The organism is Lactiplantibacillus brownii, assembly GCF_031085375.1.
Taxonomy (GTDB): Bacteria; Bacillota; Bacilli; order Lactobacillales; family Lactobacillaceae; genus Lactiplantibacillus; species Lactiplantibacillus brownii.
Genome location: NZ_JAVCWF010000001.1, coordinates 2,647,737 through 2,672,065 on the forward strand (window position 1 = coordinate 2,647,737; position 24,329 = coordinate 2,672,065).

24 protein-coding genes and 1 other annotated feature are annotated in these 24,329 nt (G+C 43.9%); of the genes, 7 read left to right on the forward strand and 17 right to left on the reverse strand.

Translation table 11 applies throughout. The annotated features are described in order from the left end of the window. The first annotated feature begins 39 nt into the window (after positions 1–39). A complete protein-coding gene (locus tag RA086_RS12405; RefSeq protein WP_308704091.1) occupies positions 40–471 on the forward strand; it encodes a hypothetical protein in 432 nt (143 codons plus the stop codon). Positions 472–549: 78 nt separating this feature from the next. Here the strand turns inward: RA086_RS12405 and RA086_RS12410 are convergent, their stop codons facing one another. The 16 genes from RA086_RS12410 to RA086_RS12485 form a co-directional block, all read right to left on the reverse strand. Beyond that, on the reverse strand, positions 550–1,266 hold the full coding sequence (locus RA086_RS12410; RefSeq protein WP_308704092.1) for a sulfite exporter TauE/SafE family protein: 717 nt from the start codon (positions 1,264–1,266) through the stop codon (positions 550–552). Positions 1,267–1,586: 320 nt separating this feature from the next. Beyond that, positions 1,587–1,937, reverse strand: a complete 351-nt coding sequence (locus tag RA086_RS12415) for an AzlD domain-containing protein (protein ID WP_308704093.1) — start codon at positions 1,935–1,937, stop codon at positions 1,587–1,589. 20 nt (positions 1,938–1,957) lie between these two features. Then, positions 1,958–2,770 carry an AzlC family ABC transporter permease gene (locus RA086_RS12420; RefSeq protein WP_308704094.1) on the reverse strand — a complete coding sequence of 271 codons (813 nt, stop codon included), beginning with the start codon at positions 2,768–2,770 and terminating at the stop codon, positions 1,958–1,960. Between the two features lie 122 nt (positions 2,771–2,892). After that, the gene (locus RA086_RS12425) at positions 2,893–3,390 is read right to left on the reverse strand and encodes a GNAT family N-acetyltransferase (RefSeq protein WP_308704095.1); all 498 of its coding nucleotides are present in this window, start codon (positions 3,388–3,390) and stop codon (positions 2,893–2,895) included. Positions 3,391–3,621: 231 nt separating this feature from the next. Next, positions 3,622–4,953: a D-alanyl-D-alanine carboxypeptidase family protein gene (locus RA086_RS12430; protein WP_308704096.1), complete on the reverse strand. Its 1,332-nt coding sequence runs from the start codon at positions 4,951–4,953 to the stop codon at positions 3,622–3,624. A 66-nt stretch (positions 4,954–5,019) separates the two neighbouring features. Next, the gene (locus RA086_RS12435; RefSeq protein WP_308704097.1) at positions 5,020–6,180 is read right to left on the reverse strand and encodes a sensor histidine kinase; all 1,161 of its coding nucleotides are present in this window, start codon (positions 6,178–6,180) and stop codon (positions 5,020–5,022) included. Positions 6,181–6,195: 15 nt separating this feature from the next. Continuing rightward, positions 6,196–6,885 carry a response regulator transcription factor gene (locus tag RA086_RS12440; protein WP_137626497.1) on the reverse strand — a complete coding sequence of 230 codons (690 nt, stop codon included), beginning with the start codon at positions 6,883–6,885 and terminating at the stop codon, positions 6,196–6,198. Positions 6,886–7,462: 577 nt separating this feature from the next. Beyond that, on the reverse strand, positions 7,463–8,614 hold the full coding sequence (gene guaB, locus RA086_RS12445; protein ID WP_308704098.1) for an IMP dehydrogenase: 1,152 nt from the start codon (positions 8,612–8,614) through the stop codon (positions 7,463–7,465). 154 nt (positions 8,615–8,768) lie between these two features. Further along, on the reverse strand, positions 8,769–9,488 hold the full coding sequence (locus RA086_RS12450) for a DUF1129 domain-containing protein (RefSeq protein WP_308704099.1): 720 nt from the start codon (positions 9,486–9,488) through the stop codon (positions 8,769–8,771). 22 nt (positions 9,489–9,510) lie between these two features. Next, positions 9,511–10,611 carry a redox-regulated ATPase YchF gene (gene ychF, locus RA086_RS12455; RefSeq protein ID WP_308704100.1) on the reverse strand — a complete coding sequence of 367 codons (1,101 nt, stop codon included), beginning with the start codon at positions 10,609–10,611 and terminating at the stop codon, positions 9,511–9,513. A 30-nt stretch (positions 10,612–10,641) separates the two neighbouring features. Beyond that, a complete protein-coding gene (locus RA086_RS12460) occupies positions 10,642–10,833 on the reverse strand; it encodes a DUF951 domain-containing protein (RefSeq protein ID WP_308704101.1) in 192 nt (63 codons plus the stop codon). 21 nt (positions 10,834–10,854) lie between these two features. Continuing rightward, complete coding sequence (locus RA086_RS12465; RefSeq protein WP_308704102.1) at positions 10,855–11,742, reverse strand: ParB/RepB/Spo0J family partition protein; 888 nt, start codon at positions 11,740–11,742, stop codon at positions 10,855–10,857. Next, entirely contained in the window at positions 11,732–12,499 is a 768-nt protein-coding gene (locus tag RA086_RS12470; protein ID WP_308704103.1) for a ParA family protein, read from the reverse strand. The genes RA086_RS12465 and RA086_RS12470 overlap by 11 nt, the downstream gene beginning before the upstream one ends. Positions 12,500–12,501: 2 nt before the next feature. Then, a complete protein-coding gene (noc, locus tag RA086_RS12475; protein ID WP_308704104.1) occupies positions 12,502–13,356 on the reverse strand; it encodes a nucleoid occlusion protein in 855 nt (284 codons plus the stop codon). Between the two features lie 18 nt (positions 13,357–13,374). Then, positions 13,375–14,109 (reverse strand): 16S rRNA (guanine(527)-N(7))-methyltransferase RsmG, encoded by a 735-nt coding sequence (gene rsmG / locus RA086_RS12480; RefSeq protein ID WP_308704105.1) that lies wholly within the window; start codon positions 14,107–14,109, stop codon positions 13,375–13,377. 1,138 nt (positions 14,110–15,247) lie between these two features. Beyond that, the gene (locus RA086_RS12485) at positions 15,248–16,531 is read right to left on the reverse strand and encodes a NupC/NupG family nucleoside CNT transporter (RefSeq protein WP_308704106.1); all 1,284 of its coding nucleotides are present in this window, start codon (positions 16,529–16,531) and stop codon (positions 15,248–15,250) included. 527 nt (positions 16,532–17,058) lie between these two features. Here RA086_RS12485 and RA086_RS12490 point away from each other — a divergent pair. Beyond that, entirely contained in the window at positions 17,059–17,904 is an 846-nt protein-coding gene (locus RA086_RS12490) for an alpha/beta hydrolase (protein WP_308704107.1), read from the forward strand. 1 nt (position 17,905) lies between these two features. Here the strand turns inward: RA086_RS12490 and RA086_RS12495 are convergent, their stop codons facing one another. Then, positions 17,906–18,802, reverse strand: coding sequence for a LysR family transcriptional regulator (locus RA086_RS12495; protein WP_308704108.1), 897 nt, complete (start codon positions 18,800–18,802; stop codon positions 17,906–17,908). 142 nt (positions 18,803–18,944) lie between these two features. Between RA086_RS12495 and RA086_RS12500 the strand changes: the two genes are divergently transcribed. The 5 genes from RA086_RS12500 (at position 18,945) to RA086_RS12520 (ending at position 23,966) form a co-directional block, all read left to right on the forward strand. Beyond that, positions 18,945–20,177, forward strand: coding sequence for an aminotransferase-like domain-containing protein (locus tag RA086_RS12500; RefSeq protein WP_308704109.1), 1,233 nt, complete (start codon positions 18,945–18,947; stop codon positions 20,175–20,177). 171 nt (positions 20,178–20,348) lie between these two features. After that, positions 20,349–20,582, forward strand: a binding site (T-box leader). 54 nt (positions 20,583–20,636) lie between these two features. Next, positions 20,637–21,449: a transporter substrate-binding domain-containing protein gene (locus RA086_RS12505; RefSeq protein WP_308704110.1), complete on the forward strand. Its 813-nt coding sequence runs from the start codon at positions 20,637–20,639 to the stop codon at positions 21,447–21,449. A gap of 147 nt (positions 21,450–21,596) precedes the next feature. Then, a complete protein-coding gene (locus tag RA086_RS12510) occupies positions 21,597–22,409 on the forward strand; it encodes a transporter substrate-binding domain-containing protein (protein WP_308704111.1) in 813 nt (270 codons plus the stop codon). A 76-nt stretch (positions 22,410–22,485) separates the two neighbouring features. Further along, a complete protein-coding gene (locus tag RA086_RS12515; RefSeq protein WP_407659070.1) occupies positions 22,486–23,193 on the forward strand; it encodes an amino acid ABC transporter permease in 708 nt (235 codons plus the stop codon). A gap of 11 nt (positions 23,194–23,204) precedes the next feature. Further along, complete coding sequence (locus RA086_RS12520; RefSeq protein ID WP_308704112.1) at positions 23,205–23,966, forward strand: amino acid ABC transporter ATP-binding protein; 762 nt, start codon at positions 23,205–23,207, stop codon at positions 23,964–23,966. The last annotated feature ends 363 nt before the right edge of the window (positions 23,967–24,329 follow it).

Genomic DNA, 24,329 nt, shown 5'->3' on the forward strand with positions numbered 1-24,329 from the left:
CACTTAGACCATTAAATGACTGGCGAGGTGATCGACAAAATGGAACAGAAAACTGAAGAACTACTTAACGAAATTACTCATGCTAAAGGGGCGGATCAGTTTATGACCTCGATTGAGTCCAACTTTGTTCATTTTGAGCCCGCTGAATATTTAGTCGAGTTGCTGCACATTAAAGGACTGACTAAAAGTTTAGTGATTCGACAGGCAAATCTAACCCCAACAACGGGATACCAATATTTCGATGGCAAACGTCGGCCGAGTCGCTCACGCACCATTGCGTTAGGCTTTGGCTTTCAGCTAACCTTAACTGAAATGACCACCATGTTAAAACGGACCGGCTACGCGCCGCTATATGCCAAAGATGAATGGGATGCACTGGTCATCTTTGCCTTAGTCCAACGTTTCGATTTAAACAAAACCGACGACTTACTTTTTCAATACGGCTTAGGCACTATCACTGCCGCTAACTAAAATCAAGAATCGCAAACTGAGTCTGGGGAAATTCCCTAGGCTCAGTTTTCGTTTAAAATGAGTCACTCGGCCCAAAGGCTAGAAAAACAAATAGTAAAGCCCGCTCAACCCGATAAAAGTATAGATACCGCGCCGAACCATGTGCATATTCATCCGTGGTAGAATCCGCCCCGCCAGAACAGTTCCTAAAATAGCGCCCAGCATACCAATCAAAACAATCGGGACATCTGCAGCACTGAGAATCCCATTTGCCACTCGAATACTCGTAATATAGACGACATCAATTAAGAAAAATGTCTGCAAATTGGCAATATAGTCCCCGGTTTCTTTTGACAACGATAAGAAATATAAGGCCATCAATGGGCCCCCAATACCGAACAAGCCATTGAAAAAGCCAGAGATAATCATGAACCCGCCAGCCACATAAAACGGGTAACGCTGCGTGCCGGCTTGTTTGGACACTGTAAAGTAAATTGCCAGTCCGACCAATAAGCCACCCAGCAAAATTCTGAGTAACTGCACATCCAAAACTTTACCTAGGTGGACCGACCAAGCCGCAACACTGGCATAAACGATAAACGGTATCATAATCCGTTTCAACTGAATATGCTGCCGGTAACGGATGACCATGGTGATCACACTCGCAAACATGATCAATCCTGCCACCCCTGCACTCTGATCCATGGGTAACCATTGGGGTAGAAAAATCATCATAATAATTGCCGCACCAAAGCCAGTTAGACCTTGCACTAGACCGGCCAGAAACCCCGGCAAGATCACGAGTAACCATGTCAATTTGAATCCCCCCCTTATGTCGTGTTGGTATGCTAAGGTCAGAATGCGTCTTAGCTTTATAGGAATGCGTCCTAGCTTTATAGCCGAAACGTGGTAAAGTCAACTGCCGCTTCCGCTTGCTACACCAAAGCCAGAATGCGTTCTAGCTTTATAGCCGAAACGTGTTTGAGCCCACTGCGTCTTCCGCTGGCTACGCTAACCAACCACTCGGAAAAACACCGAGTAATTGGTTAGCTAGGCCATGCTCAGAAGCAACCCGTGGGCTCAAACACTCTACAAAAAAGAACCAGCATCCGCCAGTTCCATCATTAACTTCATATTCACATATGCAGGACTAACACAAATATCATCACCGACACTAATCCAATAACAACGGATAACGTCATTGACCGGGTTCGAAAGGCAATTATCCCAACGATGATCGCCGAGATGATCATGCCTAAATTGCCGGTCGTCATGATCTGATACTTGCTGTCGATAAAGACACTTTTGACCACGAGTGCCGTAAATAATGACACTGGCACAAATCGCATCCATTCATTAAACCATTCCGGAATCTTGCGCTTCGTAAAAAACAACAACGGAAAAAAACGTGGAATGAACGCCACAATGGCACAAAAGATGACCAACCAAAAGTGGTCCAAACTACTCATTGAACTGACTGATTGCATAACTAAAACCCCTCTGTGCCCTACTTGTCAGAGTCTTCTTCCATGGCCGATTGACCAGTGGGATCGTGGACTTTATATAATAAATGACTTTCCGGCTTATGTGCTAGTAAGTGACGTTCAATAAAGTAGCCAGTTAACGACGCTAATAACGTCGCCACGACTAACCCTAACGTACTCTTCATCCAAACTAGGAAGAAGATCGTCAGAACCCCAGATAAAGCACAGACTAAAATGGTTAAGCGACTCTTAGTTTGCATAATGGCCATGTAAATAAACAGGGCAGTTAATGCAAAATCTACGACGCTTAAATTAATGGTCAAGGCGCTACCAATTAAACTCCCAATAATATTGCTGACAGTCCAAAATAGTAACGAGTAGTGCTCAACTAGCAATGCTTGACTTGGTTTCCAATGTTTATCCGTCGCAAATTTCAAATAATTCACAGCGTAATTTTCATCATTCATCGAAAATGCAAAAAAGAGGATAAACGGTAGCCGCTGTCCTTTTAAATAACGGGACAGACTTGATCCTAGCAATGCATAACGTAGTTCCAAGAAAAACATCATCAAAATAATTGTTGTCATTGGTGCATTGATGGTCAACATCGATGCAATCAAAAATTGGGCGCCACCGGAAAAGACCATGACTGAAATTAACGCTGTCAGTAAATGGTTGAACCCGGCTGCATGCAATAAAACCCCACAAGCGAGACCAATGGGAATATAGCTAAGCCCAAGTGGCATGACAGTTCGCAATACCACTAACCAATTTGGCTCGTTCTTTTTCACCAAGAATGCCTCCAGTACCTTACCAGTAAAGAATTCTAGCAACATTGTCTGATGTCTATTTGTTTAGACATTCGGGTTTAATTTTAACATGTTTCTAACGGCAATCCTACCTCTAACATTAGATTGTTCGCTTATTAACAATTAGAAAACGTTTACATCATTATTTTCTAGTCGAAATGCTTACCCAAGATCACTAAATCGTTGGCACGATGATCAAGTTCGGCAACGCCTGGTAAAAAGCCCCATTGGTCATAACCAAATTTTTGGAATAATTTGATGCTGGCTAAGTTACTTGAAAAGACGTAGGCCAGCAAAACATTGAGTCCCGCTAACGTGACTTTACCAGGAACCATTTCCAAAACTTGGCTGCCAATCCCTTGGCCTTGAACACTTCGGTCTAAATAAATCGAAATTTCAGCTGTTTTAGCATAGGCAGCTCGGCCATAAAAAGCCGAAAAGCTCAGCCAACCGACAATTAAATCGCCGTTGCTGATCACCCATAATGGATAATGAGGCGCAGTGTGTCCCAAGAACCACTCCCGCCGTTGATCAACGGTCACTGGCTTTAGGTCAGCCGTGACCTGATGACCTGGTATGACTTGATTATAAATATCGACAATAATTGGTAAATCTGACATGGTCGCAGTACGCAGTGTTATCCCCATGACTATTGAACCTCCCATTCACAATGCCCCATTTGTAAAACCCTTACTTATTATACAATTATTCTGGAAAGGCTGATATTTCTTTTTTATGTCACTTTTTCTAACACCTTTCCAAGTGCCCGCCAGCCTTGTCAGAGTCACAAGGACCAGTGAACTCACAAACAAGCCTAACGCAAAAACGAGCCTGAGGTTTCCCCCAGACTCGTTACACAAATAATCACTTGATTCAGTTTAGAACCAACTCTTAACCCCACGCCACATACGGACGAAGATGTTGGCCTTTTCGATCGATTTCTTTGGTGTCACGTTGACCGTGAGTGGCTTGCTCTTTGTGCCATCAACGACTTGAATAGTCTTCTTATTCAACGACAAGTTGGCCGTCCCAACCGTTTTACCATTCTTAACCGGTGCTTGTAATTTTCCAGCAGTCGTAGCTGACTTCTTCAAGCTAGCCTTACCAGTAACCTCAGAAGCATCCGTCCCTGTTGGCAAATAGATCTTTGTGCTAGTCCCATTAGCAACCAAGTCTGATGTCAAAACTTTCCCATCTTGAACATCCACGGCTTTGACACCCTTGATCGTGTTGTTCTTAGCTAAGGTCGTATTAGTATAGTTATGATAAACATATGACATGATCTGGGCCGTTTGCGTGAAACGCTCCGTCCCATTATCATTAGCGGCACCCGCATGCATCACAACCGTAATAATTCGATTACCGTTGCTGAGTTTAACCGTCCCAGTAAAGGCATTCCCGGCCTTAGTAGACGTCCCAGTCTTCAAGCCATCTACTGGCAACGCTGCATAATGCTTAACTAACCCTTTTAACATGTAGTTCCGGTTATCCATCTTCGTTGCGGAACTCGTGCCTTTTTCGAACCAGGCATGGGCAATGCTAGAGGTCGTCAAAACTTCAGGGTATTTAGCCAACAGTTTTTGAGCAACCGTCGCAACATCTTGCGCTGACATTTCGTTTTCAGCGTTAGCCGCAACATTGCTATAACCGATTGCGCTACCGACTTCTTTGTTAGTCAAGCCAGAAGCGTTAATGATCGTCGCATCCGTAATGCCAAATGATTTAGCCGTTTGCCGCATCATCGTGACAAACTTATGTGGCGTGCCAGCGACCGCATCACCTAACGCCGTAATTGCCGCGTTGGCTGAATAAATTTCGGTCGCATTGTATAACTCACGGACTGAATAAGTCTTTGTTGCTAATAATGGCACATTCGCATATTCCGTATTTTGACTCATCTTAGCGACATCTTTGCTGACGCTAATTTTTTGGTTCCAAGATAATTTGCCTTGATGGATCGCTTGTAAGACTAAATAAGTACTCAACATCTTCGTCATTGAGGCAATCGCCATTGGCTTAGTACTATTTTTGTCATACAAGATCTGACCAGTTCCCGCGTCGACCGCGATAGCAGCCTTAGCTGAAATTGATGGCGTGGTAGCGGCTTGCGCCGTAATACCGGCCCCCGCAAGACCTAAACCAGCCGTCGTGAACGTCACCGCCGCAACCAAACTGATCATAACTTTCTTTAACTTTCCCGCAACTCTCATTTCTCAATTATCCCTTTCTTGAACGTGTTAAATTTAAGTTTAATTAATTCTGCGCCCGTACACAAGTTAATTTGAAACTTTTTGTGCGGTTTTTGTTAGCGGGTGATCATGCTTGACAGGTAAATGGATCACAAAACTCGTCAAGGCATCGTCACTTTGCGCGTAAATATAGCCGCCATGGTGCTGTACAATGCTTTGCGCGATAGCCAGACCTAACCCAGAACCACCCGTCGCTTTTGACCGTGATTCCTCCACTCGGTAAAATCGTTCAAATAACATACCTAACGAATCTGCTGGAATCCGCTGTCCATCGTTCGTCACGTGGATCACAACTTCTTCACCACGTTGCTCCGCCTGCAAGATTACCTTGTGCGCGCCAGTCCCATATTTAAAAGCATTTGTGATTAAATTGTTGAAGACCCGACCAAGCTTTTCAGCATCCGCTTCTAAATAAATCGGTTGTTGGCCACTTTCGACTTCCAACGTCAAATGCTTCTTATTCGCTTCCAATTCAAAACTAGCCGCCAATTGTTCTAACATCGCAGTCAAATTTAACCGGCTAATATTCAACGGTGTTTCCGTTTGCCGAACCTTCGTATATTCAAACAGATCTTCAACTAATGATTTCATCTGAGTCGCTTTGAGATACGCAATGTGCGCGTATTTGACCAAATCATCTTCCGATTGATACTGCTGATTCTCAATCAGGCCCAGATAGCCAATAATCGACGTCAGTGGCGTCCGAATATCATGACTCACATTGGTAATCAAGGCATCTTTGGAATGCTCAATTTCGCGTTCCTCGTCCATTGAATGGATTGCTGAATCGACCAATGCATTCACACTTTCGACGACCCGCTGCGTATCACCCGTTAAATTAAAATTAATTCGATGATCAAAATGACCGGCAGCAATGTAGTGCAATTCACTAATAATATGACGTAACTGCATTTGCTTATAACGCCGAATCAGGCGCCAATACAGCACGAAACCATCCGCAATAACCATCAACGCAATAAAGATATTTTCATAACTCCACAATTGATAATTATTGGGACCAATCATAATCGATCGTTTGATCTGGAAAATCCCACTTTGCAAGCCGGGGTTATGCGCAATCGCACTATTGATCAAAACCACGATCGACAAGTTTAAAAGGAGTAGCAGAATAACGGTCACTACTCCTTCAAAAAATAATTCACTTTTTTCGCGTCCTGTTAATTTCAAAAGCTAACCTCGCTATTAGCGTGATTCAATCTTATAACCGACGCCCCAAACAGTTTGGATCACCTTTTCACCATCTGTGGCTTCTTCAATCTTATCCCGTAAATGGCTAACGTGCACCATGACCGTTTTCGCGGAAACAATGCTTTCTTGTTGCCAAACACGTTCAAAAATATCGTCAGCGGAAAAGACCCGATTTGGATGACTAGCTAATAGGTATAGAATTCCAAACTCCAACGCTGTCAGTTGAATATCCTTACCAGTCAACGTTTTTACTTCATGAGAGTCTTTATTGATGGTCAATGGTCCGATGTCCAAAATATCTGGTTCGGTAGTTGTCACGTTGTTTTCTGAACGTCGCAGTAAAGATTTGACTCGCGCCATAATTTCTAATGGATTAAACGGCTTCGTGACATAGTCGTCAGCCCCAGTAATTAAGCCTTGAATTTTATCCATATCACCAGTCTTGGCAGATAATACTAAAATTGGTAATTGGGAATCTTTCCGAACTTCCTTGATAACTTCGATACCATCCATTTCAGGCATCATGATGTCCAAAATCATCAAAGCAATATCGGGATTCGTGTTTAATTTCGTTAAGGCCTCTTTACCATTATAAGCACTAATTGGTTCGTAGCCTTCGTTTTTGATATAAATTTCTAATAATTGCGCAATTTCTTTGTCGTCATCGACTACCAAAATTTTCATATTAAATTTCTCCTTAAGTAATTCTGATTATATTCTACCAAAAAGGACTGCTTTAAGGGCGCTTGACGGCCTTTTTTAGAGAAAACGCAAAGAATTAGGTCAATTTAGGGCTTCTTTATGAGTTTAGTAGTTACGTTTATGAGTATTGACTTAGTTTGCCGTTCCGGTTGGTCTGGACTAATCAGTAATCCTGATAGTAATTGGTTTTCATCCATACTAAGCTACTAATAGCTCACAAACACCCTCTAACGTCGGAATAGAACAATTCGTTGGCTATATCGAAACACTCCGCTGGGTGGTTTTAGCGTCTGACCAACTTTTAAAACACGTGGCCTTCGGTTTGAAAACACCTTACAGCGAACGGACTGGTCAACGGAGACTTAAAATCATAAAAATGAACACTATGATTCACACATTTCCAGATGAAATAAAAAACAGACAAAAAGCTCACAATTGCGATACTTCTAAGGCGATTAAACTAGACAGAAAGCTCACAATTGCAAGGCTATTTTAGAAGCCAAAAATGGCCCGCGAAACTTATCCCGTTTCGCGGACCATTCTAATTAATCGCAGCTAATTACCCATTTACAGAGTAGTTAGGCGCATTTTTCGTAATTTGAATTTCATGAGGATGTGATTCTCGTAAACCGGCGCCAGAAATTTCGACGAACTGGGCATCTTCAATTAAGGCACTAATATCTTTAGCCCCAACATAACCCATCCCGGAGCGTAGGCCACCAAGCATTTGGAAGATAATGTCATTGACACTACCCTTAAATGGTACTCGACCTTCAACACCTTCAGGTACTAACTTGTTGGCTTCGTTGACACCACCTTGGAAGTAACGATCAGATGAACCATGCGCTTGTGACATCGCGCCAACTGAACCCATACCACGATAGAACTTATATTGACGACCGTCATCAAAGACGATTTCGCCAGGTGCTTCCGTCGTCCCAGCTAACATACTGCCGAGCATAACGGCATTACCACCGGCAGCCAAAGCCTTCACGATATCGCCAGAATACTTGATTCCACCATCAGCGATGATTGGTTTGCCATATTCACGCGCCACTTCAGCTGAATCATAAACAGCGGTCAATTGTGGTACGCCGACCCCAGCAACGATCCGAGTGGTACAAATTGAACCAGGGCCAATCCCAACTTTCACAACATCAACGCCGGCATCAAATAATGCTCGCGTCCCCGCAGCCGTAGCCACGTTCCCAGCAATTAAAGTTTGCTTAGGGAAGTGTTCGCGAATTTCCTTAACCTTCCGCAAAACGCCAGCAGAATGACCATGCGCCGTATCGATCACGATGGCATCGGCGCCAGCTGCAAACAAAGCTTCGGCCCGATCAAAGGTATCACTCGTTACCCCAACCGCAGCGACCGCTAACAAATGATTAGATGCGTCAACCGCAGCGTGCGGATGATCAGCGTCTTTTTCGACTGCCTTGACCTTGCTGACTTCTTCAGCTTGGGCTTGAATGCTAAGGTTCTTATGAATAACTGCTAACCCACCTTGGTTCGCCATTGCGATCCCCATGGTAGATTCGGAAACAGTATCCATCCCGGCACTAATAATCGGGATGTTTAATTTCAAATTATCGGCGAGTTGCACACCTAAATCAACTTCATTCGGTAATACATGACTTTCGGCTGGAATTAATAGGACATCATCAAACGTATAACCTTTTTTTCCAAACTTTGATTCCCAATTAGACATAGAACGTTAGCTCCTTATGATTTTATTTTATCTGTAAAGGTAACAAAACATCGGCACAAATGCAAGGATTCGACCAAATTTTCAGTGACTTTTCATTTAAGCGACTTTTTCAAAAAAGAAACCTAAGCGCCTGCCTAGATTTCTCAGTGTAAGTTTAAAATAAACTAGTGGTAATATTAAATTTCCGTTTAAGCCACATCCGTGCGAAGAACACAAGGGCAGCAATCACGAGATAAACCGCAGCTGGTAACGCTGGGTTTAATGCCTTTGGTAACATCGCAGCGGTGGTGAAGATCAACATCCAGACCATTACAGCCAAAATTGACCATAAAATCTTTCGCCACATTGGCACTTTCGGCTTATTCTTGTCTGGTGCCAAATATTCAAACAATTTGGCAACACCCAAACCACCGACCACAGAGGTCAACAGAATCGCGGTGATCCCGTTGGCACCCTGCGATTCTTGTGAAGCTTTGGAAATGAAGCCCATGACCCCATACATCAAGCAGAAGATCATGAATAACATCAGCCCATTATCAAGTGATGTCACCCAATAATTTGCCTTAGCTTGTTCACGTGGCGTTTTTTTAGGACCCGAGATGATTGCTTGCGTCCGTTCTTGAACCGTCCCGTACAATTGACGCGCAGTTGTCCCTTTATGCTGTTCCGCTAACAACGTCGCCATCATTTCATCGAGAGCTGCTTTTTTCTTTTCACCTGACAAAGCTGTCTCATTTAGTGACTTACGCATTTGTCGCATGTATTCATCATTACGCTTCGTTAATTCGGTATCATCCCGTAAAGGATGTTCCGCCGCTTGGATCTGCTTAGCACCCGCTTGAGCATTCCGTGGTTTATTTGGCCCTTCACTCATGAGCAGTTCCCCCTTTTCTTAATTAGACGTTGAATCGGAATTCAACGATGTCGCCATCTTGCATGACGTAATCTTTACCTTCAAGTCGTAACTTCCCATTTTCTTTAACTTTAGCTTCGCTACCCGCTGCATCTAAATCAGCGAATGACATCACTTCGGCACGAATAAAGCCACGTTCGAAATCAGAGTGAATAATCCCAGCCGCTTGCGGTGCCTTAGTGCCACGTTTAAACGTCCACGCACGGGTTTCCTTGCCACCAGCAGTAAAGAAAGTTTCCAAGCCTAAGAGCTTATAAGAAGCCCGAATAAGCTTATTCAATCCAGGTTCTTCGACACCTTCCGCAGCCAAAAAGTCAGCTTTGTCGTCATCGTCTAATTCTGCAATTTCCTCTTCGGTTTCAGCGGCAACGCCAATGGCTTGGGCGCCTTCTTTTTTCGCATAATCCGCAACGACTTGATAATATTTCGAGTTTTCAGGATCAGCCATGTCATCTTCAGCAATGTTCGCTACGTACAAAACCGGCTTCGAAGTTAATAAGAAGAGTCCCCGCACGATTGCTTGATCATCTTCGTCGAAAGTCAATGACCGGACTGGTTGTCCAGCTTCCAACGCTGGCTTGATTTTCTCTAAAACCGCCAATTCAGCCTTAGCTTCCTTGTCACTACCTTTAGCAGCGCGTTGAACTTTGGTAAAACGTTTGTCAACGGCTTCCAAGTCAGCCAAACTCAATTCCAAATTAATGGTTTCAATATCGTCTTGTGGATCAACTTTCCCAGTAACATGTGTGATGTTATCATCATCGAAAGCCCGCACCACGTGGACAATCGCATCAACTTGACGAATGTTCTCTAAGAATTTGTTACCTAGACCTTCACCCTTGCTAGCACCCTTAACGATTCCGGCGATGTCAGTAAATTCAAACGTCGTTGGAACGACCTTTTTAGCGGGAATAATTGACTGAATACGGTCTAAACGTTTGTCGGGGACTTCAACCATTCCCACGTTTGGATCGATCGTCGCAAATGGATAGTTCGCCATTTCGGCGCCAGCCTTCGTAATTGCGTTAAATAATGTGGATTTACCAACGTTGGGTAACCCAACGATACCTGCTGTAAGTGCCATATCGGTTATTCACTCTTCCTTTTAAAATAATTAAGCTTGATCGGCTTTCTTTTCAAGAATCTTCTTCATTTTCTTATCAAATTCACGACGCGGCAGCATGACAATGTGGTCGCAGCCGGTACATTTGATCTTAATGTCCGCACCCATCCGAGTAATCTCCCAACGATTGACCCCACACGGATGCGCTTTCTTCATTTCGACAATATCACCTAAATCATACATGCGCAACGCCCCTTCTCAAATTTAGTCCAAATTAATGTTTAAAATATCCAAGATGCGGCTCAGATCGTCAGTCGATAAATAAGGAATTTCAATCTTCCCGACATCCTTTTTATTCGCTTTCGCTGAAATTGAAACCTGCGTGCCAAATTTTTCTTGGAGTTGTTCTTCACTGGCCCGAATATAAGGCGATTTTTTAACGACTGGCTTAACTGGCTGTTTCGTATCACCGTTATAGTGAATCACAATCTGTTCCAATTGTCGCACCGTTAAGTTCGCTTTGATTGCGCGTTTGGCTAGTGGCACTAACTTGGTCTTGTCTTTTAATGACAACAAAGTTCGTGCTTGGCCCATCGACAATTGGCCTTTTTGAATCATTGCCTTGACGATTGCTGGCAAACCCAACAAACGCAAATAATTGGCAATGTACGGCCGACTCTTCCCTAGACGCTTAGAAACTTCAGCTTGGGTGAGTTTCAAATTTTTCATCAAAGACTCGTAAGCTTCAGCTTCTTCTAGTGGCGTTAAGTCTTCTCGTTGCAGGTTTTCCAACACAGCAACTTCCATCATCTGTTCTTCGGTCACATCACGAACAATCGCGGGAATCGTCGTCTGGTTTGCGAGCTTTGAAGCTCGGAAACGCCGTTCGCCAGCAATTAATTCGTATTTTTTAACTTCAGCATCTGGTTGGCGCACAATGATGGGCTGGAAGACCCCAGATTTTTCAATGGAACTAGCCAATTCTTTTAATGCTGTTTGGTCAAATTTACGTCGCGGTTGATAGGGATTGGCCCGAATCGCCGTTAACGCTAAATCGACAACTGATTCTTCAGTGGCTGGTTCGTCAACATCGGCAAATAAAGCCCCAATGCCACGCCCCAACGCTTTATTTTGATCCTTTTTACTTGCCATGAGCAGCCAACACTTCCTTTGCTAACGCTAAGTAGACTTGCGCACCCTTTGAGCGGGCATCGTAATCGATAATTGACAGTCCATGACTGGGCGCTTCAGATAGCCGCACATTCCGTGGAATAATCGTTTTGTAAACCGCGTCCTTAAAGTACTTACGCACTTCATCGTTAACTTGTTGACCAAGATTAGTCCGCGCATCGTACATCGTTAATAAAACGCCTTCGATTTTCAATTGTTTATTAAAATGTTTTTGAACCAACTTAACCGTATTTAATAATTGGCTCAACCCTTCCAGCGCATAATATTCACTTTGCACTGGAATCAAAATGGAATCACAAGCCGTAAATGCGTTGATGGTTAACAACCCCAGCGAAGGTGGACAATCGATCAAAATAAAGTCGTAGTCCTCACGCACTTCGTCGATGGCGTCTCTTAACCGGGTTTCGCGAGCCATCATCGGAGTCAATTCAATTTCAGCCCCAGAAAGTTGGATCGTGGCTGGCACGATATCTAACCCTTTGTGACTTGTTGGAATAATTGTTTCTTTAATCGGGGTATCATTGATTAAAACATCATAAATTTCATTTTCAATCGCCGACTTTTGAATCCCCAACCCGCTCGTGGCATTTCCTTGAGCGTCCGTATCAATTAATAGTACTTTTTGACCTTGAGCGACGAGACTGGCACCTAAATTAATACTAGTCGTCGTCTTGCCAACGCCACCTTTTTGGTTAGCGAGTGCAATTACGGATCCCATAATTATTGACCACTCCTTGGTTGATTTTTTGGAATTTCAATCGTGATACGATACCCGCTGTCGGTTTCTTCTTCATGGGTCTTCACCGGCAGGCCAGCATCGGTCACCATTTTAATAGACTGTTTAATTGTATTGACCGCGATACGAGTATCACCAGACAAACCGCGGGCCCGCTTCTTTTTGGGCTTCGGCGGCGTGGTCAATTGTTGAATGAGCCGTTCTGTTTCTTTGACCGTCAACTGTTGTGCCAAAATTTTTGTCAGTACCTCAGCCTGTTGTTCTGTAGGCACGGTCAACAAAGCACGCCCATGTCGTTCACTGATCTGCCGTTTTAACAGCGCTTGTTGGACTGGTTGTGCCAGTTTCAACAAGCGTAATTTATTCGCGACAAATGACTGACTTTTACCAAGTTCTTTCGCCAATGCGGCCTGCGTCAATGAATTTAGTTTCATTAACTCTTGATACGCGGTCGCTTCTTCAATGACGGTCAAATCTTGACGCTGTAAGTTTTCAATCAACGCCATCGACGCCGTTTCCCCATCATCCATTTTCTGAATGATTGCCGGCGCATCCGCCCAATGTAAGGACGTAATGGCACGGAATCGGCGTTCTCCGGCAATAATTTCGTATTTTTTAGGCTCGTATTCACGTAACACGATAGGTTGCAACAACCCGTGTTCCGCAATTGTCGCCGCTAACTCGGCAATCCCAGCTTCATCAAACACCTGCCGTGGTTGAAAACGGTTGGGAATGATTGCCGTTACCGGAATCCGCACGATTTGCTGGTTATGATTAGCCGCTGGGGCGGTTTTATTTTTATCTTTATCACGATTAGAACCAAATAAAGAGAATGGCATCTAACTTACCTCCCAACCCTATTCAGGTGCCGTTAACGGCTGTTTTGCTGGTGTTCCAGGCTTCCGTGGATAGCGTTTCGGCGTTGGCCGCTTCTTATCAATCACGATGATATGCCGTGGGTCACCGGTTTCCGGCAACTTAAAGGCTTCATCTGTTACCAGTTGACCACCCAATTGTTTAACCGCGTAGTCACCTTCAGCCGTTTCAGTCCGCGCATTTGACGCTTTGAGCGCGACCATTTGACCACCAATTTTAACTAATGGCAAGCAAAATTCACTCAGCACAGAGAGCCGTGCAACGGCCCGCGCTGTGACCAAATCATAGCTTTCACGATGAGGAGATTTCTTGCCTGCAAAGGTTTCGGCACGATCATGAAAGGTCTGCACCCCAGTCAAGCCTAACGCGGCAATCAATTGTTGTAAAAAGTTGATACGCTTGTTTAATGAATCCACAATCGTGACTTGCAATTGTGGAAAAACAATCTTCAACGGAATCGAGGGAAAACCAGCCCCGGCACCAACATCACAGAGTGTTAGTGGTTGATCACGCAAAGCTGCCACATAAAAAGCCGGCGTCAATGAATCATAAAAATGCTTCAAATACACTTCCGGTTCAGCAGTGATAGTCGTTAGATTGAATTGACGATTAGTCTCAACTAGCAACTGGTAATACGTCGCAAACTGAGCCATTTGATGATCATCGAGAACGATGTCATGGCTCGCCAAAGCTTGTTTAAATTCAGTTGGATTCATGAATAGAACTCCTTAACTAAGGTCGAATTAACCTTACAGTTGTGAAACAACTTGAATGTTTCACGTCACCTCATAACTTTAACTTAAATTCTAGCTAAAATCAATGCTCCAGTTTGGATTATCGACTTGTGAGAAGCCTTGTTAATAAGCTGTTTTGCGTCGTTTAGGTCAGACGTTATTTTCAGTAAAAAAGGTTGCTCATTTTCAATTGTTTTTTTAGGCTACGGGTTAAAGCTCACACAGTTTTCAATTAGTCCGCTTACTTCGTCTCCAGACACCGGCAAGCTCACCGTGGGGCAGACCTGACGCCAAAAAACGGTCGTCAGGGCACTTTTCAGCCGACAACCCACGTCTAAAAAGCTGGCCCAGCCACTAAGCTGGAACACCCCCTCCAGCTAAATGGCTCGACACGGTGTGCTTACCGGTGTCCTCCGACTACGTGGCCGCATTGAACCCTCTATATATGAACATCAACATAATAATGATCAGTCAACATCCATCAAATTCATATTTATCAGATTAGATACTACAACCAGTTAGCGCATGCTTCGTTTCAAATAATCAATTAATTGGCTACCAAGATGTTCATCGTAAAGACACTTTCAAACCAAAAATCACAGCTTAAAAGTCTAATTGACACTAACTTGAGCAAAATCAAGTGACTCACCATAGTAGCCAAGCTGGTCTACTCCAACGTTCATATAGTGATTTCGACAACAGACTATTCCCATGACAATAAAGCTACCAATTTAGCGTAGGGCGGGCTGGATGATGGATGCTCAGTGGTGACCTTTCTCAGAGTGTGAGGGCCAACGGGTTGCTCCTGAGCATTGCCTAGCCATCGCAATTACTCGGCGGTTTTCCGAGTGGTTGCGATGGCGTAGCAAGCGGAGGGCGCAGTTGGCCCGAACACGTTTCGACAAATTAAACATGAGAGAAAGCCCGGCTTGTGAGACCGCCCTTTGGCTCACAAACGTGGCCACCACGTTCCAGCATCAGTCCAGACCAACCGGAGCGGCAAGTTAAGCTTATATTTATAAGTACGGGAACAACAATGTACTGAATTTTTAGAACCCACAAAAAACGACCTCTCAGCCTAAACTGAAAGATCGCTTCATAATCATTATTTATATCAAATTTACCAAACGAATAATCCGACGACACCTGCGGATAAGAGGGAAACTAAGATCCCAGATAACAGCATGTAGCCGACGTTTCGTGAAATAACATCGTTCTTTTCACGGTTAACGATCCCTTTGAACGCCCCAATGATCATACCGACCGTTGAGAAGTTGGCGAAGGAGGTTAAGAATACCGTCAAGACGGCTTTGAAATGGGGTGCAAAGGTATTGACTTTGCTAGTCACTTCACCCATGACAACAAATTCGTTCGTTACTAACTTGGTTCCCATGTAAGAAGCCATTTGGAAGGCATCGTGTGGGTTGAAACCTAGTAACCAAGCAAATGGGAACATAATAATCCCAAAAATATTTTCGAGTGACAAGTTAGAATTGATTAAGCCTAACAGCTTATCGATCAATTTGGCTAACGCGACGAAAGCAATAACGTTGGCAGCGATGATTAAGATCAACTTACCAGCGCCCAAGATTGAATCGCCTAAGAATGAGAAGAATGGTTCGCGAGCGGGCTTAACAGCCTTAACTTGTTCGTCTGCTAAATCTTCTGAGCCACTAGTTTCAGTCGTTTCAGTGTTCTCTTCAACAGCTGCACTACCGCCAACTTTGGCAATCGTGTCTTCTTCAGGAGAAACTTCGACTGGGTTCAAAATTGCTGCAATAATTGCCGCATTTAAGACATTCATTGGTACCGCAGTCAAAATAAATTGACCGGGCATCATTTGAATGTAGGCCCCTAAAATGGAAGCCGTGACACAACTCATCGACATCATGGCGATGGTCAAGTTACGTCGTGCATTCATTTGTTTTAATTGTAATTGTGAAACGGCTAACGCTTCAGTATTACCTAAAAACATCATTTCAACAACGAAGAATGATTCGAACTTTGGTTGACCGGTAATGTAAGCTAATCCGCGGCCGACCCATTTGATAATCCATGGTAAAACGCCGATATATGTCAAGATATCAAATAATGGCACAATCAATAAAATCGGTAACAACGAACTTGTAACAAAGTCCATTTGTTTAACATTGACCCAGCTGGCTAAAGCAAAGGCAATCCCATCATATGAAACATCAACGAGCCAAGTGAACCCATCGGCAGCAGCCTTAACTGCGTCGACACCGACTTGTGAACCTGTCAAGAACCATGCTAACAAGATTTCTAATACCAGCATGATACCGACCGAACGCCAATGAATGGCGTGCTTTTGCTTGGAGAATAAGTAGGCGATCGCGATGAACACCACAATCCCAATAATATTAACAACCAAGTTAAAGACCATGTGACTAATCCCTCTTCCCTATAAATGTTGGCAACCCAATAAGTGACTGAAAAAACTACCTTTATTAATTTAACATTTTCGCCAGGTTTATGGTAGGCATATTTTAAGAATTTCTAAAGCACCAGTCATTGATTGCAAATTAAAAGGCGACCGCACTAATTAAAGTGAAGTCGCCGAAAAATAATCAAGCACGAGACTAATCTAGCCTCGGCCCCTGCCAAGGAACCTCATTATACCCTGTTTAGCCTTTGTGCGAACTAATTAGTTGACCCAACTGCTTAATCGACGTAAACTGTGCTTAATTAATTGAAAGGGGGTGATGCTTTTTGAGTACCAATCGAAATCTTAAAGCATCAGTCTCTGCGCTAAATGGTGCACTGAACTGATAGCCTTTAAGGAGACCCAGCCAAAGATTTGGCTGGGTCTTTTGCTGTTCTCAGCGTCGTTTTTAACGAAATAACCAGTTGCAACTGGCCGCTATTTAAGCTAAGTTTAGTAGCGAACTGAGAAGGATGGCGGGAGACAAAATGAAAACGACAACTAAGCAAGGTTTAGTGGCAGCAACTTGGCTACTGATATTATTTGGCGTCATCGGCGGAACGCTGCTGTGGCAACGCCAAGTTCGACGTCCCAAACAACAAATTGCGACGGTGACCGTGGGCTCGACGACGCGGATTCCTACCATTCTACTACTAGACCATCAAACCACGACGCAACAACGCCGACAATTTGTGGCTGGCCTGCAACGCAATAGTGGTAATCAATCCGTCGTCATCTTGCAAGTCACTCGTCACGGCACACTCAAATTTAGTGGTCGCTTTCAAACCTACGACACCCGCCCTATTTTACATTTGGAATTACCAACCAATGCGTCTGCCATGCAACAAGCCGCTTGGCTCAAAATAGCTTTGCAGCAGGCACAGCAACAGCTCAAATTCAAATCATTTAATCTCATCACTTATGGTACCGGCGGGCTCGCAGCGACGGCTTATTTAGAGCAAGCGCCAACAGCCCAACGTCCCCAACATTTAGTCGCCATCGGGACCCCATTTAATGGAACTAGTACGCAAAAAAATGCGAACATCACGGGCCCAGTGAAGCGCGCCAATCAAACAAACCGTTTGGAAAGTCTCATTGCTAAACAGCTCACGATTGATCCCCAATTACGGGTCTTACTCATTGCAGGTCAAACTAAGGGTCACAGCAACGGCGATGGTGTCGTTCCTGTTCAAAGCGCACTCGCCGGACAGACGATTTATCGGCCAATTGTGAAACACTACCAACAGGCAGTCCTTAATACTTGGCGCGCCAGCCATACAGGCATGTATGATAGTTGGAAACTCGTCAATCTAATTCAAACATTTATCAACTAAATTACCGCCATAACATTTGATCCCCATAGTCATCCGTCAAGAATTGTTTAATAGCCCGAATCATCATCGCGGTCGAAGGGGCCGTCGCTTGAGTTTTATTCGCGACTAACGCAATTTCTCGATTATACGGTTCGGCAAACGGGTAAGTGTTAACTTCCCCGGTTAACTTCTTCAACGCTAATTTTGGTAAAATCCCCATTCCTAAACCAGATTCCACCATCGAAATAATCGACTGATCATCAATCGAGAACCGCAGAAAGTTATTGGTGACGTGGTAATGATCCAAGGCTAGTTTAGTATCCCGGTCATAATCACTTTGTTGCAGAATAAAGTTCTGATCAGCCACATCATCCGTCGTCATAAATTTGCCATTTTCTGGGACAAATCCTGCCGGCGTGACGCAATAGATTGGATCATTGACTAGCGGATGCACGAGCAGGTTATCATTGACCGGCATCGAGGTAAAACCGATATCAATCGTCCCAATCTTGGCCCACTTCGTAATCTCATTAAAGTCCCCCTGCACGACCGAAATCTCGATATCTGGATATTCGTGATTAAAGCGCCGGATGATCCGCGGCAGCCAATTAATGCAAACACTACTAAACCCACCGATTCGAACGGACCCAGAATGCATCCCTTGTATGTTGTCGGCCACTTGGCGTAGGTTGCTTTCCGTATTCAGGATTTCTTGCACATATGGCAAGACTTGCCGGCCATCACTGGTAAGTTCAACCCCCGAACGGTTGCGGATAAATAAAGGGAAGCCGAGTTCCTTCTCCAATTGGTTCACCGAATGGCTCACTGCACTGGGGGTCACGTTCAACGTCGCAGCCGCTTGGTAAAAGGTTTTCTGGGCAACAACAGTCGCAAAAACTTCGTATGAAAAATTAGCCATGCTTGATCTTACTTCCTTTAGATGAATTTTTTTCATGTATGATTGAAAAAGCTGAGCTTTACTAAATCTCACTGCCATTTTATCATACAAGTAATCAATAAATTAATTGTGAGCTAGAAAAATTCAAGTGGGGGATTTCATCATGAAAAAACTATTTGCGAACCGTGTGTTAAACAACGATACTTCTGATCTCGATAATATTTTCAAGAATAGTGCCAATCCGGCCAATATTTCTTTTGCTGGCGGCTTTCCCGATGTCGACTTATTCCCAGCAACTGATTTGAAACGAGCTTATCAAGACGCGATCGATCACGATGGTCCGGCCATTTTCCAATATCAATCCACGCAAGGCTTACCCGCGTTACGGCAAAAATTAGCGCAACGGATGGCCAGTCACGCTGGTGTCATGACCACCGCTGATAACGTCATGTTGACGCAAGGTGGTCAACAAGCTATTGATTTGGTGGCAAAACTACTATTGAACCGTGGGGATTCAATGGTCGTTGAAGGACCAACTTACATGGGCGCGTTGGCGGCTTTCGACACTTACGAACCAACTTACTATGAAGTCCCAGTCGATAACCATGGCATGAACATTCAGAAACTACGGCAAACGCTGCAAGCGCATCCTGAAATCAAATTAATCTACACGGTTCCAGATTTTCATAATCCAACTGGGACGACCTTAACTGCTAAGCGCCGTCAAGAGATGGTCGCGTTAGCCAACCAATATGACGTCATAATTTTGGAAGACAGTCCTTATCGTGACCTACGTTACAGCGGCAAGTCAGTGCCCGCAATCAAGCACTACGATACCGAGGGCCGAGTGATCTTCATTTCCAGCTTCTCAAAGATTCTCTCACCCGCCTTGCGGACTGGCTGGATCGTTGCTGATGACGAAATCATGCACGAGTTAATCGGCCTGAAGTCTGCCATTGACGTACAGTCACCTAACATTACGCTTGCTGCTATCAACGCTTATTTAGACCATCATGATATTGATGAGCACATTAAGACGATTAACCAAGCCTATCGTGTCAAACGCGATGCCATGTTAAAAGCGCTCGATAAGTATATGCCTAATAATAGTCACTATACGCGTCCGGCTGGCGGCTTCTTCATTTGGGTCACCTTGCCCGCAGGTATGGATGCCAACCAGCTTTTAACCAACGTGGTGTTGCCCCAAGCACATGTGGCTTACGTGCCTGCCGCTTGCCAATTCGCCAGTCGCCAAGTCAAAAACGCCTTTCGTTTAAACTTTACGAGTTTAGACCCAGAAACCATTACGACTGGTATCAAGCGACTCGGTGGATTACTTCAAACCAAACTGGCAGTCGTGCCTGCAACACCAATCATGCCAGCGATTCAATTCTAATCACGTTTCTTAGAGACTGCCTTGTGCGTGGTCTCTTTTTAATTTGACAAAAAACGGCCGTAACTATCAGAAGCTCAAATGATGCGCTGTCCAAAATGGCAATACAATTAACAAATTATTACAAAATGGTTTGACATCCCTCATTTTGCGCGCTAAACTTACCCTAATAAATGAAACGTCCCGATAAGATGAGTAGTCTTAATTTTCAGCTCAGAGAGTTGCCAGCACGGGTGCAAGGCAATCTGAAAATACGATGAAGATGGTCTTTAAATGGTTACGGTGAACCTTTGTCAGCCGTAAACGCCCAGTACGCGTTACCCTACTCGAGTTAATTTAACTCATGGAGCTGAATCGTGTGAGCGATTCAGAAACAAAGGTGGTACCGCGATCGCAATCGTCCTTTTTTATTGGATGATTGTTTTTTTTATGGTCAAAATTTAGTTTAGGAGTGGATTGTAAATGCAAAAATGGGTAAAACAATTAGGAATTCTCGCTTTAGGACTCGCCTTGGCTGTCACATTGACTGCCTGTGGCAAAAGTTCCAGTAGCAGTCGTACCAGCGCCGCCAGTTCAGATTTAAAGTTACAACAATCGGGGACTTTAACGATTGGCCTAGAGGGTACCTTCAAACCATATAGTTACCGGAAGAATGGCCAATTGACTGGTTTTGAAGTCGATCTTGGTAAAGCTGTCGCCAAAAAATTAGGCTTGAAAGCAAAATTCGTTCCCACTAAGTTTGATTCTTTAATTGCCGGCTTAGACGTGAACAAATATGATGTCGTGATCAACGATATTGCCGAAACACCGGCTCGCGAAAAGAAATACTTATTCTCCACGCCTTACATTTATTCCAAATCTCAGTTAGCCGTGAAAAAGTCTTCTGACATTAAAAAGATCACTGAAATCAAAGGCACCAAAATTGCTCAGACCACGACTAGCAACAATGCCGCCGATGCCAAACGGTTAGGTGCCACGGTGACCCCGACCGATGGCTTCCAACAATCCATTGACCTCGTGTCACAAGGTCGAGTCGCAGGCACCATTAATTCCCGTGAAGCCTTTTACGCCTACTTCAAGCAAAATAAGCACACGGCGATTCGCCTGATTGACGCCGGTAGTGCCATTAAAACTTCAAAAATTGGCGCTATTTTTACTAAGAAACATTCTAAATTACAAAAACAAGTTTCTAAAGCCATCCAAGAATTACGTCAAGACGGTACTTTGACTAAGCTCTCGAAACAGTACTTTGGTGGCGATGTGACTCAAAAGTAGTCACTTACGCAAAAACCTTAACCATTTTTGGCTATCGTGAATTAAGTTCCTCGGCTATAATAAACACGGTACTTATTTTTTGTCAGTTGTTTCACTTTCAACTATGATGGAATAGTGTCAAAAAAATTAGGGAGTGTTTTGCGGATTATGAAACGATTCATGAAGAAGCTCGGCCTAGCTGTATTCGGGATTGCCTTAGCGGTGACTTTAACCGCTTGTGGCAGCAACAGTTCGAGCAAATCTAGCGCTGCAGGATCAGATTTAGGCTTACAACAATCGGGAACTTTGACCGTTGGATTGGAAGGAACTTTCAAGCCTTACAGTTATCGTAAAGATGGTAAGTTAACTGGTTTTGAAGTTGATTTAGCCAAGGATATCGCTAAGAAAATGGGCGTCAAAGTCAAATTTGTGCCAACCAAGTTCAACTCATTAGTTGCTGGACTCGATACGGATAAATTTGACGTCGTCATTAATAATATGGCCGAAAACAAGCAACGGAAAGAAAAATACTTGTTCTCAACCCCATATATTTACTCTAAGTCAAAGTTAGCCGTTAAAAAGAACAATCAAAAGATCAAAACGATTACCGATATTAAAGGTAAGAAAGTCGCTGAAACCACGACCAGCAACAACGCTACTGATGCTAAGCGCCTTGGCGCAACGATCACACCGGTCGACGGTTTCCAACAATCGATCGATTTAGTTTCACAGGGCCGCGTTGATGGGACCATTAATTCTGGTGAATCCTTCTACTCTTATTTGAAACAAAAACCAAACGCTAATATTCGTTTGATTGATGCTGGCGATTCGATTGCGTCACAAAAGATCGGCGCTATTTTCACTAAGAAACACACTAAATTACAAAAACAAGTTAACAAGGCCATTCAAGAATTACGCAAGGATGGCACGTTGACTAAGCTTTCCAATAAATATTTTGGTGCGGACGTGACTAAAAAATAGTCTGCTCGCCACTGATCACCAGTTCGCTGGTGATTACTACATAGCTCCACAATTATAGTTTCACAGGAGGATCTTCATGGCAGCCATTTGGCACATTATCGTGACCTCGACCCCACAAATTGTGGCGGCCGGGCTCAAATATACAATTCCAATTGCAATTATTTCTTTTATTATCGGACTTATCTTAGCCGTCCTAACCGCCTTAACTAAGCTTTCACCTCGACGCGGTTGGTTTTCAATCGTCAAGGCGATTGCGTACTTCTACGTTTGGTTATTCCGGAGCACCCCATTGCTAGTTCAATTATTTATCGTCTATTTTGGCCTGCCCTACTTAAAGGTTAAAGGAATTTGGCCAAATGGGATTCAGTTAGACCCTTGGACTGCTGGTATTGCGACCTTTTCACTCAATACCGGTGCCTACTGTGCCGAAACCATTCGTGCCTCGATCTTATCGATTCCCGAAGGCCAGTGGGAAGCCGCTTATTCCATCGGGATGACCAAGCCACAAGTTTTACGGCGCATTATTTTGCCACAAGCGGCGCGGGTCTCACTGCCACCGTTATCGAACAGCTTTATTAGTTTGGTCAAAGATACTTCCTTGGCTGCGTCCATTACGATCATCGAAATGTTTGAAGTCAGCCAACAAATTGCCGCCGAAAATTACCAACCACTGGTCATGTATTCCTTGGTCGCCGCGCTATATGCCGTCTTATGCTCCATTTTAAGTTGGCTACAAGGCTACCTTGAAAAACGGACCTCACGTTACATCAGCCCAATTAATTAGGAGGAACAACTTTGATTAAATTTGAACATGTCAATAAAACGTTCGGTGACCATCCCGCTTTGATTGATATCAATACTGAATTTAAAGAACATCAAACAACCGTCATTGTTGGGCCTTCCGGTTCCGGAAAATCAACCTTATTACGGTCACTGAATTTGTTAGAACGTCCAGAAAATGGGCAATATCATTTTAATGATTTAAATATTGATTTTGCAAAGCCCCTTTCGAATAAAACCATCTTAACGTTACGCCGTAAAACCGGGATGGTCTTTCAAGGCTATAACCTCTTTCCACACCTAACTGTCGTCAAAAATGTGATGGAGGGACCCGTTCAAGTCTTGAAACAATCCAGTGCAGCGGCGCAAAAAAACGCCCTCGAATTGCTGGCTAAAGTTGGACTGGCAGATAAAGCCGATGCCTATCCCAGCCAACTCTCCGGTGGGCAACAACAACGAGTTGCGATTGCCCGTTCACTGGCGATGAATCCTGAATATATTTTACTTGATGAACCCACGAGCGCTCTGGACCCCGAACTAGAAGCTGGCGTCTTACGCGTTTTACTGGAGCTAGCTCAAGAAAAAGATTCCATGATCATCGTGACGCATAACTTGGAATTTGCACGAGCTGTCGCTGACAAAATCTTATTCGTTGAAAATGGTAAGATCCTATTCGACGGCACCCCGGCTGAATTCTTTAAGCAGCCCACCCAACGTATTTCAGAATTTCTCGCCGCGATGACCTTCACGGCAATTTCAGATAAAGCTAATCAATAATAATGTTCTCACCAAGTCTGGCCATTGTGTCAGGCTTTTCTTATGCCAATTAACATTGGTCAGGTAGCGTACTTTGAAATCCTAGTGTGGTGTAGCTAGCATATTTATTAAAATAATTTATGAATTGTCCGCCTCCGTTGACCAGCACGTTTGCTGTGAGGCAGACCTGCAGCCAAAGACCGGTCTGCAGGGCAAACGAGCTGGTCAACTCCGACGTTAAATAGTGATTTAACAAGGGAACATTAATAAACCAAGTATCAGTGAAAGATCAACTAATATTAAGGATTACAAGTTAGTGCAGGGCGGGCTGGATGATGCTCAGTGGTGAAATTTTCCTTTGCTGGTGAACTTTCCAGCTTAGGA